General features: G+C 63.0%; 15 protein-coding genes. 6 read left to right on the plus strand and 9 right to left on the minus strand.

Annotated features, from left to right (window positions below; translation table 11 throughout):
- Positions 1-6 precede the first annotated feature (6 nt).
- From PIN31009_RS17295 to PIN31009_RS17320, 6 genes are all read left to right on the plus strand, one after another.
- A complete protein-coding gene (locus PIN31009_RS17295) occupies positions 7-1728 on the plus strand; it encodes an AMP-binding protein (protein ID WP_150791094.1) in 1722 nt (573 codons plus the stop codon).
- Positions 1725-2237 carry an acyl-CoA thioesterase gene (locus PIN31009_RS17300; RefSeq protein ID WP_150791095.1) on the plus strand — a complete coding sequence of 171 codons (513 nt, stop codon included), beginning with the start codon at positions 1725-1727 and terminating at the stop codon, positions 2235-2237. Before PIN31009_RS17295 ends, PIN31009_RS17300 begins: the two co-directional genes overlap by 4 nt.
- Entirely contained in the window at positions 2234-3031 is a 798-nt protein-coding gene (locus tag PIN31009_RS17305) for a maleate cis-trans isomerase family protein (protein ID WP_281355877.1), read from the plus strand. The genes PIN31009_RS17300 and PIN31009_RS17305 overlap by 4 nt, the downstream gene beginning before the upstream one ends.
- Before the next feature lie 34 nt (positions 3032-3065).
- On the plus strand, positions 3066-4214 hold the full coding sequence (locus PIN31009_RS17310; protein ID WP_150791096.1) for an FAD-dependent monooxygenase: 1149 nt from the start codon (positions 3066-3068) through the stop codon (positions 4212-4214).
- A gap of 69 nt (positions 4215-4283) precedes the next feature.
- Positions 4284-5672, plus strand: coding sequence for an MFS transporter (locus PIN31009_RS17315; protein ID WP_246185726.1), 1389 nt, complete (start codon positions 4284-4286; stop codon positions 5670-5672).
- A gap of 67 nt (positions 5673-5739) precedes the next feature.
- Positions 5740-6516, plus strand: coding sequence for a GntR family transcriptional regulator (locus PIN31009_RS17320; protein ID WP_174997238.1), 777 nt, complete (start codon positions 5740-5742; stop codon positions 6514-6516).
- Positions 6517-6601: 85 nt separating this feature from the next.
- On the opposite strand, the gene PIN31009_RS17325 is transcribed toward PIN31009_RS17320, so the two are convergent.
- The 9 genes from PIN31009_RS17325 to PIN31009_RS17365 all read right to left on the minus strand — a co-directional run bounded on the left by PIN31009_RS17325 (position 6602) and on the right by PIN31009_RS17365 (position 15075).
- Positions 6602-8044 (minus strand): NAD(P)(+) transhydrogenase (Re/Si-specific) subunit beta, encoded by a 1443-nt coding sequence (locus tag PIN31009_RS17325; protein WP_150684617.1) that lies wholly within the window; start codon positions 8042-8044, stop codon positions 6602-6604.
- Positions 8041-8439: an NAD(P) transhydrogenase subunit alpha part 2 gene (locus tag PIN31009_RS17330; RefSeq protein WP_150791098.1), complete on the minus strand. Its 399-nt coding sequence runs from the start codon at positions 8437-8439 to the stop codon at positions 8041-8043. The genes PIN31009_RS17325 and PIN31009_RS17330 overlap by 4 nt, the downstream gene beginning before the upstream one ends.
- Positions 8440-8454: 15 nt before the next feature.
- On the minus strand, positions 8455-9585 hold the full coding sequence (locus PIN31009_RS17335; RefSeq protein ID WP_150791099.1) for an NAD(P) transhydrogenase subunit alpha: 1131 nt from the start codon (positions 9583-9585) through the stop codon (positions 8455-8457).
- A gap of 42 nt (positions 9586-9627) precedes the next feature.
- Positions 9628-10008 (minus strand): Rid family hydrolase, encoded by a 381-nt coding sequence (locus tag PIN31009_RS17340; protein WP_150791100.1) that lies wholly within the window; start codon positions 10006-10008, stop codon positions 9628-9630.
- A 10-nt stretch (positions 10009-10018) separates the two neighbouring features.
- Positions 10019-10660, minus strand: a complete 642-nt coding sequence (locus tag PIN31009_RS17345) for a glutathione S-transferase family protein (RefSeq protein ID WP_174997240.1) — start codon at positions 10658-10660, stop codon at positions 10019-10021.
- A 20-nt stretch (positions 10661-10680) separates the two neighbouring features.
- Positions 10681-11451 carry a trans-aconitate 2-methyltransferase gene (gene tam / locus PIN31009_RS17350; protein ID WP_150791102.1) on the minus strand — a complete coding sequence of 257 codons (771 nt, stop codon included), beginning with the start codon at positions 11449-11451 and terminating at the stop codon, positions 10681-10683.
- A gap of 87 nt (positions 11452-11538) precedes the next feature.
- Complete coding sequence (locus PIN31009_RS17355; RefSeq protein WP_150791103.1) at positions 11539-12867, minus strand: dicarboxylate/amino acid:cation symporter; 1329 nt, start codon at positions 12865-12867, stop codon at positions 11539-11541.
- A gap of 59 nt (positions 12868-12926) precedes the next feature.
- On the minus strand, positions 12927-14120 hold the full coding sequence (locus PIN31009_RS17360; protein WP_174997242.1) for a PrpF domain-containing protein: 1194 nt from the start codon (positions 14118-14120) through the stop codon (positions 12927-12929).
- A complete protein-coding gene (locus PIN31009_RS17365) occupies positions 14107-15075 on the minus strand; it encodes an ornithine cyclodeaminase family protein (RefSeq protein ID WP_150791105.1) in 969 nt (322 codons plus the stop codon). The genes PIN31009_RS17360 and PIN31009_RS17365 overlap by 14 nt, the downstream gene beginning before the upstream one ends.
- Between the last annotated feature and the right edge of the window lie 6 nt (positions 15076-15081).

A 15081-nucleotide genomic window follows, 5' to 3' on the forward strand; every position in this document is an offset into this window, starting at 1 on the left:
GACAGCATGAGCGGTATTAATCACCGTATTTATCAGCGTATTGACGGCGTCACGTATTGCCCGCCCGAACTGGCGCAGCGATATTTCGCTTCGAACGCTTGGCGAGATACGACCCTTGGCGATGCGTTGCGGGCTACCGCCGCGCGTGTGCCGGATCGCCCCGCCTATCTCAGCGATGAGGCCACACTGACCTTTGCCGAGCTAGACGCGCGCAGCGAGCGGCTGGGCGCGGCGCTGATCGAGCTGGGCCTGCGACCCGGCGACCGCGCGATCTTCCAGATGGGCACGACAGTGGACACGGTTGTCGCGCTGATGGGCGCCTACAAGGCGGGTGTGGTGCCGGTTTGTGCCGTGCCGCAATACCGCGAAGTCGAAATCGGCCAACTGGCGGCGCAGTCGGGCGCTCGTGGCTATTTCGTGCAGGCGGATTTTTCGAGCTTCGATCTCGTCGCGTTCGCACGTCAGATGATGGACCGGCACCCGTCGATCGAACACTTGCTGGTCGCCCGCGCAGCGAACGACAGCTTCGCGAGCACTGGCGCGCATGGCATCGAGCGACTGATCGATGCCATGCCGCTTGAACGAGCCCGTGCGGTGCTGTCCGACATTCGCATCGGCAGTGAAGACGTCTTGAGTTTTCAACTCTCGGGCGGCACGACGGGGGTGCCGAAGATCATCCCGCGCTTTCATGCGGAATATCTAGGCCACTCGCTCGCGTGGATGCGCCACATCGGCATGACCGAGCACAGCCGCATGATCTGGTCGTTGCCACTGCTGCATAACGCGGGCCAGCTTTATGTGCTCGCGTCGACCGTTGCCACCGGCATGACGACTGTGCTGATGCCGCGCGTCGACATCGCCCGCATGCTCACGCTGATCGAAATGCATCGCGTCACGCATGGCCTGTCGATCGGGCCGGTTGCGCCGCAGATGATCGCGTACAAGGACGTCGCCCGGCACGATCTGTCGTCGCTGGAACTGTTCGGCACGATGAGCCGCGCCGACTCGCTGGAAGACCATCTCGGCGTGCCTTGCTTCAATCTTTACGGCACGACCGAAGGCTTGCTCATGGGTGCCGGGGCAGGGTTGCCTGCTGCTGTTCGACACCACACGCAGGGCTTGTCGGGATGTGAGGACGACGAGATTCGCGTGCTGGTCCCGGGCACCGACTCGCCGGTAGATGAGGGCACGCCGGGTGAGTTGTGCTTCCGTGGGCCGTCGAGCCTGCGCGGGTATTACCACGCCCCTGAAGCGACGGCGCAGACGCTCACGCCGGACGGCTTTGTGCGCACCGGCGACATGGTGACGGCGCGCATCGTTGATGGTGTGCGTTGCTTCGCCTTCGAAGGACGCCTGCGTGACAACATCAATCGCGGCGGCGAGAAGATCGGCTGCGAGGAGGTCGAGGCGTTCGTGAGCCATCACCCTGCGGTGGCCGACGCCAAGCTGGTTGCCATGCCAGATCCGCTCTACGGCGAGAAGGGCTGTGTCTACCTGATTCTTCGGCCCGGACATGCTGCGCCGACGGTGGTTGAGCTGGCGACGTTTCTCGTCGGGCACGGGCTGGCGAAGTTCAAGTGTCCGGAACGCATCGAGACGGTCGACGAGTTTCCCGTCACGCGGGTGGGGAAAGTCGACAAGGCCTCGCTGCGTGCGGCGATTGCGGGCCGCATTGCGTCGGAGTCTGCCGAGTCGACGGCCGCACATGCCGGAGAGGAGGGCAAATGATCAGCACCGAATACGTGTTGAGCGAGCAGCCCTTCGTCGTGCGCCGGCGGGTGCGCTGGGGCGAGTGCGATCCGGCGGGCGTCGTCTACACCGCGACGTTCTCCGACTACGTCATCTCGGTCGCCGAGCTGTTCTACGGATCGCTCTTCGGCGGTACGCCGCAGGCCGTGAAGGATCGTCATGGTTTCGGCACGCCGACCCGTGCGCTCGAATTCGATTTCCGCCGCTCGCTATGGCCCGACGACACCTTCGACATCGGCGTTGAAGTCGAAGGTATCCGCACGCGCACTTTCACGTTACTGATGACCGCACGCAAGGCCGATGGCGAGATTGCATTCGTCGCGCGGCTTACGCCGGTCTGCATCCAGCGCGGCAAGCGCGAGTCCATCGAGATGCCAGCCGTATTGCGCGAGGCACTTGACCAATACCAAACGCGCTGCCGAACGAGCTGCCAAACGGGCTGCGAAGCGGCAGGCGCGACCACATTTGCGGGAGAACCGACCCCATGACATCCACGAATTTCCGTAATTCCCACAGTTTTCGCATCGGCCAGATCGTGCCCAGCTCGAACACCACGATGGAGACTGAGATCCCCGCGATGCTGCGTGCACGCGAGCAGGTTTTGCCAGAGCGCTTCACGTTTCATTCGAGCCGCATGCGCATGCATCGCGTGGTGAAGGAAGAGCTCGAAGCGATGAACCGTGAAGGGTTGCGCTGCGCCGCCGAACTCGCCGACGCCCGCGTGGACGTGATGAGCACCGCGTGTCTGGTCGCCATCATGGCGATGGGGCCCGGCTACCACCGGCAGGTCGAGGAAGACCTGCGCCGCGTGGCGCGTGAAAACCACTGCGAGGCGGCGGTAATGACGTCGGCGGGCGCGCTCGTGGCCGGCCTGAAAACGCTAGGTGCTCGCAAGGTATCGCTGATGGCCCCGTATATGAAGCCGCTCACGCAGGCAGTGGTCGAGTACATCGAGCACGAAGGTATCGAGGTGATCGACGCACTGTCGTTCGAGATTCCAGACAACTTGGAAGTCGGGCGCCGCGATCCGATGCAACTGCTCGACGACGTCAAGCGGTTGAACACGGCCAACGTGGATGCGGTGGTGCTGTCCGCCTGCGTGCAGATGCCGTCGCTGCCCGCAATTCAGGTCGCGCAGGACGCACTGGGCTTGCCCGTGACATCGACCGCCGTGAGTACCGTGCGTCAGATGCTCGATCACCTCGGGCTGGCCCCGGTGGTGCCGGACGCGGGTGCGCTGCTGGCAGGTGCCGATGCCAAGGCACGCGTGCGGATCGCTTGATGCCACTGCTATCCCCAGAACAAAGGAGTTCATCATGAAAATCGCCGTCATCGGTGGCGGGCCGGCGGGCCTGTACTTTTCGCTGTTGATGAAGCAGCGTCATCCGGAGGACGAGATCATCGTCCATGAGCGCAATGCCGCGCACGCCACTTATGGTTGGGGTGTCGTGTTCTCCGACATCGCGCTCGCGTTCCTGAAGGAAGCGGATGAGGCTTTCTTCCGTAAGTTCACGGCGCACCATACGCGCTGCGACTACATGGAAATCGTCCATCAGGGCGTGCCGGTGCGCCTGAGCAATAACCACTTCTCGCGTACGTCGCGCATCGACATGCTGCGCGTGCTGCAAGAAGCCTGCGCAGAGGCTGGCGTGGAGGTTCGCTACAACAGTCACATCACGGACCCCGCACAGTTGCCCGACGCTGACGTCGTGATTGCCGCCGATGGTGTGAACAGTGAAGTGCGCACGCGCATGGCCGAGCATTTCGCGCCGAGCTTCGACGAGCGCCGCAACAAGTTCGCGTGGTACGGCACTTCGCAGTTGTTCCACCCGGTGTCGCTCATCTTTCGCCAGACGCCGCATGGCGTGTTCATGGCGCATGCGTATCAATACAGCCCGGGGCACTCGACGTTTCTCGTTGAGGTGGATCCCGAGACGTGGCAGCGCTGCGGTCTCGATACCGCCACAGAGGACGAGAGCCGGGCGTTCTGCGAGCAGATTTTCGCCGACGATCTGGGCGGGCATGCGCTGCTGACGAACCGTTCCAACTGGTTTCAGGCACGTGTGGTCAGCAATGCGCGGTGGTCGCACGGCAACGTGGTGTTGCTCGGCGATGCGCTGCGCAGCGTGCATTTCTCGCTCGGGTCGGGAACGCGTATGGCCATGCAGGACGCTATCGCGTTGTTCGAGGCGCTTTGTGCGAATCGCAACGATGTCCCTGCGGCATTTGCGGCGTTTGAGGAAAGCCGACGCGGTGCGTCCGACCGCTTTCAGGATGCGGCGAGACGCAGTCTTGACTGGTACGAGTCGGTCGACAAGCGAATGCAGCTCGACCCGGTGAGCTTCGCCTACGACTACATGCTTCGCACCGGACGCGTAAGTCACGAGGATCTGCGCCAGCGCGACCCGGCGTTCATCGCACAGGTGGAAGCGGTGAAGCCTTCGCTGCGCGAGCACGCGGCGTAGCAGGCAGGACAACCCCGAACCATCCAAAACAAGGCGCAGACAAGCGTCATATCAGGACAGGAGACATTCATGGACAAGCACGACACCCGGCAGGCGTCAGTCGACGTGCGGGACTTCATCAACGCGGCCCCCGTGTCGCGCTTTCAGATCATGATCAGCGTGATGTGTTTTCTGATCGTGGCGCTGGATGGTTTCGACATCGCGATCATCGGCTTCATTGCGCCGCATATTCGTGCGGAATGGCAGTTGTCGATGGCGTCGCTCGGGCCGTTGTTCAGCGCGGGATTGCTGGGCCTGATGGTTGGGGCGTTCTGTAGCGGGCCGATGGCCGATCGCATTGGCCGCCGCCGGGTGTTGATACTGTCCGTGGCGTGGTTCGGTGCGGCGAGCGTCGGGGCGGCGCTCGCGCCGAACGTGACGTGGCTCATCGCGCTGCGTTTCCTGACGGGGCTGGGGCTCGGCGGCGCGATGCCGAATGCGATCACGCTGACGTCGGAATTCAGTCCCGAGCGTCGCCGGGGCACGCTGCTCACGCTGATGTTCTGCGGCTTCTCGCTGGGGTCGGCGCTGGGCGGCGTGGTGACGGCGTATCTGGTGGCTGACTACGGCTGGCGCGGTGTGCTGGCGCTTGGCGGGCTGTTGCCGCTGGCGCTGGTGCCGGTGCTGTGGTTTACGCTGCCGGAGTCGGTGCGGTTTCTGGCGATCCGCCGCGGCACGCAGGCGCAGATCGCCGCGATTCTGAAGCGCGTGGCACCGGCTCGCGTGACGGCGGGGCAACAGTATTCGGCGTCGGATGACCGGCTGCCGGCGTCGCCGGTGGTGCAACTGTTTCACCGCGACTATCGCCGTGGGACGTTGCTGCTGTGGCTGGCGTTCTTCATGAGTTTGCTGTTGCTGTATCTGCTCATCAACTGGCTGCCGATTCTGGCCGAGCGTAGCGGGATGACGCTCAAGCAGGCGTCGATGTTTGGCGGGCTGTTGCAAGGCGGCGGGGTGTTGGGGGCGATCGTGCTGGGGCTGCTGATCGACCGGTTCCATCCGTACAAGGTGGTGGCGGTGGCGTATCTGCTGGGGGCCGTGTGTGTGGCGTCGCTGGCGGTGGCCGACAACGCTGTGTGGCTGGCGATCGGGATCTTCGTGACGGGGTTCTGCGTGAGCGGCTCGCAAGTCTGCGCGAACGTGATTGCGTCGGCGTATTACCCGACATCCAATCGTGCAACGGGGGTGGCGTGGGCGCTAGGCATCGGCCGCGTCGGCGCGGTGGCGGGATCGCTGGGCGGAGCGTTTTTGCTCGCCGCAGGGTGGAGCAACGCGGGGTTGTTCATGATTCTGGCGATTCCGGCGGCGCTGGCGGGGCTGGGGATCTGGCTGGCGGGGGCGAAGCGGGCGAGGGTGGTGGAGGTGGTGGATGTGGCGGCGGGCGGTGCGCCGGCGGACTTGGCAGCGAAGTCCGTGTAAATCGATGGGATCGTACTCGGGACGTTGGGATACTGGATACAGCCTAATATATACTCGCGATGGTCTTGTGCGATCTATCGCAGAACATCGGCTGCATTCTGTTGCAAGTCCGCTTTCGTCCAACCCTCATCCAACGTCTACTGTGAATACGGTCTCTGAATCTCCGGCGATGCTGAGTAAATCGAGTCATCTTTTCGATCAGGTCCACGACCGTCTGTGGGACCTGATCATCAAAGGTGAGGTCCAGCCGGGAGAGCGTCTGAAAGACGTGGAATGGGCGGGCAAGCTGGGGGTGAGCCGGACGCCGGTCAGAGAGGCGATGCGCAAGTTGCAGCAGGAGGGCGTTTTGCTGCCGCTGTCCGCTGGCGGTTATCAGGTGAAGAACGTCAGCAACCGCGACATGGAGGAGTTGTACACCTGCCGTGCCGCACTGGAGCAGTTGGCGACACTTGAAGCTTCGCGCAGGTTGACGCAGGCCGACGCCGACAATCTCACGCGTATTCTCGCGCTCACCGACGCGGCGCTTTCGCGCAATGAGATCGATGAAATCTTTCGGCTCAATAGCGAATTCCACAAGGCCATCTTCGAATTCGCCGCCAACAATCACCTGATTTTCCTCTGGGAATCGCTGAACAAACTGGTGCTGTTCTACCGCTCGGCGCTGTTAAACAAGGTGAAACAGCGTCCTGAGTTGTCTGACGCGTATCTGAAGCGGCTCGCCGCAAAGCAGGATGCGCATCGGAGCATCGTAAAAGCGATGGTGGAAAAACGGCATACGACGGCGGCGGAATTGATGGAAGCGCATGTGCTGGCGAGCATCCAAGAACTGGCCCAGTCGTCGTAGACCTTCGGCGTGACGACATCGGCGATCGCTATTAACAAGGCCCCGGACGTAATTCCGGGGCCTTGTCGATTTGTGACACCGCTCGTCAGGCGACTTGTTTGACCATCTCTTCGACCACCTTCTTCGCGTCGCCGAACACCATCATCGTCTTGTCGAGATAGAACAGTTCGTTATCCAGCCCGGCGTAACCGGCGGCCATCGAACGCTTATTTACGATGATCGTCTTAGCCTTATAGGCTTCGAGAATCGGCATACCGGCAATCGGCGATTGCGGATCGTTCTTGGCCGCCGGGTTCACCACGTCGTTCGCGCCGAGCACGAGCACCACGTCCGTCTGACCGAATTCGCCGTTGATCTCGTCCATTTCCAGCACTTGATCGTAGGGGACTTCGGCTTCTGCGAGCAGCACGTTCATGTGACCCGGCATACGACCGGCCACCGGGTGAATGGCGTAGCGGACCTGCACACCTTTTTCGGTGAGCTTGTCAGTCAGTTCCTTGAGCGCATGCTGTGCGCGCGCCACGGCCAAGCCGTAGCCCGGCACGATCACGAGCGATTCGGCGTTGCTCATCAGGAACGCCGCGTCATCAGGCGAACCCGATTTCACCGGACGTTGCTGCTGTTCGCCGCCTGCGGCCGCAGCACCTGCCTGTGCGCCGAAGCCGCCGAGAATCACGTTGAAGAACGAGCGATTCATCGCCTTGCACATGATGTACGACAGAATCGCACCCGACGAGCCGACCAGCGAGCCCGCGATGATGAGCATCGGGTTATTCAGCGAGAAGCCGATACCGGCCGCGGCCCAGCCCGAGTACGAGTTCAGCATCGACACAACCACCGGCATGTCGGCGCCGCCGATCGGGATGATGATCAGCACACCCAGCACGAAGGCGATGGCGGCCATCAGGATGAACGGCAGCCAGCTTTGCGACAGGAAGAAGATCACGCCGAAGCCGAGCATGGCGATGGCGAGCAGCAGGTTGATCGTGTGCTGCCCCGTGAACTGCACCGGTGCGCCCTGAAACAGGCGGAACTTGTACTTGCCCGAGAGCTTGCCGAAGGCGATGACCGAGCCCGAGAACGTGATCGCGCCGACGAACGTGCCGATGAACAGCTCGATACGGTTACCCGGCGGCAGCAATGTTTCACCGGCCGGCACGATGCCGAACGCGGCCGGTTCTGCAACGGCGGCCACTGCGATACAGACGGCGGCCAGACCGATCAGCGAGTGCATGGCTGCGACCAGTTCCGGCATCTTCGTCATCTCGACCTTGCGAGCAACGTATGCACCGATGCCGCCACCCACGACGAGACCCGCGAGGATCAGACCGAGGCCCGAATAGTTGCCGCCCGAGAGCCTGCGCAACTCGTAAATCAGGGCGATCGTGGTGACGGCCGCGATGGCCATACCGATCATGCCGAACGCGTTACCGCGCCGCGCCATCTTCGGGTTCGACAGGCCCTTGAGCGCCTGAATGAAACAGATCGACGCGACCAGATAGAGCAACGTGACGAGATTCATGCTCATTGCTTGTTCCCCTCAGCCGTGTCTACGGCCGCTTCGCTTAACGCGCCGCTATGCGGCGCATTAGCCTTCGACGAGGCTCCGCTCCGCTCCGCCTTAACAGGTGTTTTATCCTTCTTTTTGAACATCTCGAGCATGCGCTGCGTGACGAGGAAGCCCCCGAACACGTTCACCGCTGCCAGTGCCACCGCCACGACACCCATCGTCTTGCCCAGACCGCCTTCGGTCAGGCCAGCCGCGAGCATGGCACCCACGATCACGATGGCCGAAATGGCATTCGTGACCGCCATCAGCGGCGTATGCAGCGCCGGTGTGACGTTCCACACCACGTGATAGCCGACGTACACCGCCAGCACGAAGATGATCAGATTGATCACCGTGTGATTGATCATTTCCATTCTTGTGTCTCCCCCTTAGGCGGCGCGCAGGACTTGGCCGTCGCGGCACATCAGGCACGCGGCGACGATGTCGTCGTTGGTATCGATGACGAGCTTGTTTTCCTTGTCGATCACCAACTTGAGGAAGTCGAGCACGTTGCGCGCATACAGGGCCGACGCGTCAGCCGCGACCATGCCAGCGAGGTTGGTGTAACCGGCAATCGTCACGCCGTGCACCTTCACGATCTCGTCGGCCACCGACAGCGGGCAATTGCCGCCGCCGTTGGCGCCACGCCCTGCGGCGAGGTCGATGATGACCGAGCCCGGCTTCATGGCTTTGACGGTGTCTTCTGCGATCAGCGTCGGCGCAGCACGGCCCGGGATCAACGCGGTGGAGATGACGATGTCCGCTTGCGTGAGACGCGTATGCACGAGCTGCGATTGACGTGCGAGCCAAGCCGCAGGCATCGGGCGGGCATAACCGCCCACGCCCTTAGCGATCTCGCGTTCTTCATCGGTTTCGAACGGCACGTCGATGAACTTCGCGCCGAGCGATTCGATCTGTTCCCGAACCGCCGGACGCACGTCCGACGCTTCGATCACCGCGCCCAGACGCTTGGCCGTAGCGATGGCCTGCAAGCCGGCAACGCCAGCGCCCAGCACGACGAGACGCGCGGCTTTGACCGTACCGGCCGCCGTCATCAGCATCGGCATGAAACGCTGATACAGATTGGCGGCCAGCATCGCAGCCTTATAGCCGGCAATGTTGGCCTGTGAAGACAGCACGTCCATGCTTTGCGCACGCGTGGTGCGCGGCGCGGCTTCCAGTGCGAAGCCGATGATGCCGGCGGCCGCCATGCGGGCGTTGTTCTCGGCATCGAACGGGTTGAGCATGCCGACCACGGCCGCGCCACGCGCGATCTGGCCGACTTCGGGAATCGACGGTGCGCGTACCTTCAGCACGAGTTCCGCGCCGAATGCGTCAGCTGCGCTACCGGTCGCGGCACCCGCAGCGACATACGCCGCATCGGGGACGCTGGCCGAATCGCCTGCACCTCGCTCTACGGTGACGCGATGCCCTGCGCCTACCAGCTTCTTCACCGTTTCCGGTGTGGCCGCGACACGGGATTCGCCGCCGACCGTCTCCTTCGGAATGCCAATATGCATGGTTATTGTCTCGGGGTCTGGGCCCCTGTCGTGTTGTAAAACTCAGGCCGTCACAGGCCCGTCAGTGCCGAATGCCTTTTGGCCCACGGCGAAGACCTGAAGCGCGAACTGCGATGAGGCAGGCGTTGCCTGCACGCAGGCGCGTGCCGGCGCGACGCCGGCGGGAAGCCAGTCGCCCCATGCGCGATTGATTTCCTCCAGATGCTCGAGGTCTTTGACGAACAGCACGGCGAGCAGCATCGACGAGCTATTCCCGCCCGCAACTTCAAGATACTTCTCGACCTTGTTCATGGCCTCGAGCGTCTGATCGTAGGCAGACGCGGCAGCATTGTCGGGGACTTGCCCCGATACGAAGATGAACGAGCCCGACGCGACGGCCTTGCTCAGTTTTTCAGTGGTGTTGAATCGTTCGATAGGAAACATACGGGTTCTCTTACAGGGGAGCGTTCAAAACGTAGGTCTGGTAAGCCGGGCGCACGCTAAGCGCCTCGTGCCAGCGGGTCAGATTTCGCGGGATGCCGGCATGTGGGGCCATGCCGTGCCAGCGATGAATTGCGGGCCCCAGCGCATAGTCGGCAACGCCGGGGCGGCCGCCGCCGATGAAGTGAGCGGCGTCCAACTGATCTGCGAGGATCTTCCATAGCGCGGTTGCCCGGTGCCAGTGGTGCTCGGCGGTTGCGGCAGGCAAGGGCTTTCCGCGCTTGGTATGCCCCCAAAGGGCGGTCATGTGACTGCCGATTTCGGTGCCGTACCAATCCATCCACCGGTCCTGCAATGCGATGTGGCGGGCATCGTCGAGACCTTGTCCATAGGCGCGAACGAGATATCGGACGATGGTGTTCGACTCCCAGACGACAAACGGACCGTCTTTGAGTACGGGTACGAGGCGGTTGGGATTCAAGGCGAGAAATTCGGGCGTGTCCAATCCGCCGCTTTGACCACCGGCAGGAATGTGCCGCACAGGTATCGCCAGATCGGCCGCGCAGAACAGCACACGTTGAACGTTCAGCGAGTTGAGTCGGCCCCAGACAGTCACGAATTCGGATGTCGAAGGGGGCAGGGAGGTAGCTTGCATAGCAGGTGTTCGGGCAAGGGTCATCGGGTTGCGACGATGAAAAGTCGCGGAAACGGCAGCACTACGGTGCCGTCGGGTAAGGCGGGGTAGGCCTCGGCGATGCGTGCCTCGTACTGGCCTAGAAAGTCGGTGCGTTCGGTCTCGGTCAGCGCATCGAGATAGGGACGCAGACCGCTCCCCTTGAACCACTCGACGGCTGCGGACGAGCCGCCCGTCAAAATGTGGTGATAGGTCGTGCGCCAGATGTCGACTTGGGACGCGACGCTGCGCAGCCGCGTGTAGTACCACGTCGCGTCCGGCAGCGGGGCACGTGCTGCGGCGGCTCGCTGCAACTTGTCGGCCCACGCAGACGCGGCCGCGACCTCGCGCATCAACCGGTGTGCCGGTTCGTCGAGGTTGTCCGGCATTTGCAGCGCAAAGCTGCCGCCCGGCGCGAGTATCGAGGCGATCTTCGGCAGGATGTGCGCGTGATCCGGCACCCACTGGAACACGGCGTTGGCGAGAATGACGTCGCATGGCGCCGTTGCCTGCCAAGTGTAGATGTCCGCGAGCTCGAATCGAGTCGTGGAGAGCCGCTTGCGCGCGGCTTCCACCATGTCGGGCGAATTGTCGAGCCCCAGCACGTCTGCCGTCGGAAAACGCTCGATGAGCACTTCCGTCGAGTTGCCCGGGCCGCAGCCGAGGTCGACGACAAACGCTGCCTCGGTTGTTGGAACGGCAGACAGCAGATCCCGCACGGGACGGGTGCGCTCGCGTTCAAACTGCGAGTACTGCTTCGATGACCATGTCATGGCGATAAAAGGAGAGTCGTGATCGGAGAAAGAGCCGCAACCGAGCGGGGCAGGGCGCGTTGACGCCCATGCCCCGGTCCCGGCCGATCAGCGCATGGCGCTTTGATTGGAGGCGAGCCCTGCGGGGTGCTCGATCGGCGATGCCGACACGCTCGATACGAGCTGCGCCCCGGGTTGCGCGGCTTCCTTGGTGGCGCGTTTCGCCTCCCACTTGGCGAGCGCGGCGGCAGCGACGCCATTACCGAGCAGATTCGTGACCGTGCGGCCCATGTCTACGAAGATATCGACGGCGAGCAGCAGCACGACGCCTTCCACGGGAATGCCGAACGTCGGCAGCATTGCGGTGAGAATCACGAGCGAGCCGCGCGGCACGCCGGCGCTGCCCTTGCTGGCAATCAGCATGACCAGCAGCATGCCCAATTGCTGCGAGAGGGTGACGTCGATGTGATAGGCCTGAACGAGGAAGATGGTGGCGAATGTCTGATACATCATCGCGCCGTCGAGATTGAACGAGTAGGCCAGCGGAAGAATGAACGTGCTGATCTTGCGCGGCACGCCGAACTTCTCGAGACGTTCGAGCAACTTCGGTAACGCGGCTTCGCTGCTTGCCGTCGAGAACCCGACAAGCAGCGGCTCACGCAGCGATTTGATCAGCTCGAAAACCTTTCGGCCGAGAAACGCATAGCCTGCACAAATGATCAACATCCCCAGCAGCAGGAAGCCGCTGTAGACACCGCCGACAAACTTTCCGTACACGAGCAACACCGAAATGCCGTGCTGGGCAATGGCGGCGGTCACGGCGGCGAATACGCCGACCGGTGCGAAATACATGACGTATCGGGCCATTTTCATCATGACCTGAAACACGTCCTCGAGCACCGGGACCAGCGATTTGGTGCCGTTGGCTTTACATACGGCAGACAGACCGAATCCGAAGAACACCGAGAACAACAGGATGGCCATGATTTCGTTCTGTGCCATCGCTTGCGCAATGCTCTGCGGCACGATTTTCGCCACCATCGCCTTCATGCTGAACACGGCGCCATTGAACTCGACCGGCACGCCGGAGTGCGGCATTTTCACGCCGTCGCCCAGACCGTAGAGGTTGGATAGCGTCATGCCGAGACCCAGCGACACGAACGACGCGATGACGAACCACAGCATGGCCTTGCCGCCAATGCGCCCCAACTCCTTGGGGCCGTCGCTGTTCGTCATGCCGGTGACAATGCCGCTGAACACGAGCGGCGCGATCACCATCTTGATGAGACGAAGGAACACATCGGCCACGACGCTGAAGCCGTCGGCGATTTCTTTGTTCTTCGCACCCGGCGGAATGTAGATGTTGATCAGGTATCCCGCGACCACGCCCAGAATGAGGCCGATGAATATGTAGGTTGAAAGATGATGACGCTTCATGTCTGTCTCCGGAAACGTTGTTTGCGCGCGGCCGGACGTCTTGCCGGCCCCGGGCGTGTTTATTCGATGGGTGCGCGCTGCGCGTCGGGTGCGGCGGCGCCGGTGGCTCGTGTCGCGAGGGCGGCACTGCGCAGATGGGCGGGTACGAGGACCCGGCCTTCCATGATTCGTCGCGCCGTGCGCAGAATGGCCGTCGACCGGACATCCCCGTTGTGCGGATCGATGTCGGCTTCGACGCGCATGACGCCGGATGGGTGATGAATGTCGATGGCGCCACTGGCGTGGCCGGTCGTGACGTCAGCGGCGCGCGTTGCCGCGTGCGCCACGGTGCCTGAGAGGCAGGCGGCTGCGGCGAGTGCCATCGCGGACGTCACCGGCGCGGCGCGATGTGGCTGATCGCAGGAATAGAATCGGGCGCGAACACCCGTCTGCGACCCCTCAGGGCGCGACACCAGCACGACATCGGGCACGTTCTTGTAAGTGCTGCGCGCTTCGTCCCATGTCTTCGCGCAGCCCATCGCGATGGCGGCGGCACACCGCAGGTCGGCCAATCGGTGTGTGATATCCGCCCGCGCGCTCAGAGCCCCGTAAGTCTCGTCGCCAGTCAGGCAGAAATCGCTAGCGTCCGCGATCACACAAGGAATGCTGACGTCGATCAGCGTTGCCGCAAGCGTTTGACCGTCGGGCAAGCGAATCTCATCCACAAGCCGCCCCGTCGGAAATGTGTCGCCGACCATCGACCCGCCCGGGTGCTCGAACGTCAGGGAAATGGGGGCGCCTTTGCCGGCGACGCCGGAGATGGCGATGAACGATCGCGTCGCAGCGTCGTTGTCGAATCGCGCGACGATGCGGGTGTTCGTGTTCTCGTTGAAGATGCGCACAGTCGTCTCGCCATGGCCCGGCAGTACCCAGCCTTCATCGACGGCGTAGGGACCTACGGCCGACGAGATGTTGCCGCAGTTGGCACCGAGCAGGACATCGCCGGACTTCGGGTCGATCTGGGCGAAAAAGTAGTCCACATCGATGCCGTCTCTCTTCGAGGGAGAGAGCACGGCGATCTTCGACAGCGACGTGATACCGCCCCCCAAGCCGTCGAGCTGTTTGCTTTCAGGGTCCGGGCTGCCCAGCACGGCACGAAAGATTTCGGGCCACGTGTCTCTGTCTACCGGGAGGTCATCCCGTTTGAAGATCACGGCTCGGCTGGTGCCGCCGCGCACATAAACCGCCGGAATGGCGAGGTCACCGGGGTGCATGGAGATCCTCCCGAAGCGGTGCGTGCGCCGAAAGCCCGGCAGACCCGGCAATACGTTGGTAGGCGAGTCCCGCGATGGCGACGTCCTCAAGGCCGACGCCGACCGACTTGTAGACGACGATGCCGTGATGTCCCGGCGCTGGGGCATCGGGAGGCATCGCCAACGCGTCGGCAAGCTCGATGAGCTTCTCGTCCGGAAGGGCTGCCTTCGCCGCCAGAATGATGTCGCCGGCTTCGCTTGTCGCTTGGGGTTTCCACTCGACCACGACTCGTGACGCCCGCGAGAGGGTTGCGTCGTTCAACTCCCGCGTCGTGGGCAGGCTTGAGCCGATGGCGGCCACGAACGCGTTGGGTTTCAGCCAGTCGCCATCGAACAAGGGCGACGTCGAACGAGATGCCGTCACCACGATGTCGGCTTGCTCGACGGCCGCTTGCGGCGTCGCGATGTGCACCGGCACGTCGCAAGCGATGGCGAGTGCCTCGACTGCCGCTGCCGACACGTACGGGTCGTGAAGCAGAATCTGCTCGATCGGAAAAGCGCGCGAGAGCTGAATCGCGTGTTGCTGCCCCTGAGTGCCGGCGCCGAAGAGGGCGAGGGTCGCCGAGCCGGGAATCGCGAACGGCTTTGCCGCGATAACGGAACACGCCGCCGTGCGTAAGCGCGTGATCGCATTGGCATCGAGAACGGCGAGCGGCTTACCGTCAAGCGCCGAGAACAGAACGATGACGAACGAGAACTGGCCCGAAATCGTTGTGTAGACCTTGGCGCCGACCACGTTCTGGGTCGGAATCACCGCCCCGAGCGTCGACAACTTGACGCCGTTCGCCTGCGTGCGCACACGCGCCTGCATGGCCGCGTCGCCACGGCCGAACGCGAGAAAGCTCTCGCGCAACGTGGCCTGCGCGTCCTCCGCTGTGACGTGCCTGTCTATCAATTCATCTGTGATGTGGAGCATCCGTTT

It is taken from the genome of Pandoraea iniqua (assembly GCF_902459685.1).
Lineage (GTDB): Bacteria > Pseudomonadota > Gammaproteobacteria > Burkholderiales > Burkholderiaceae > Pandoraea > Pandoraea iniqua.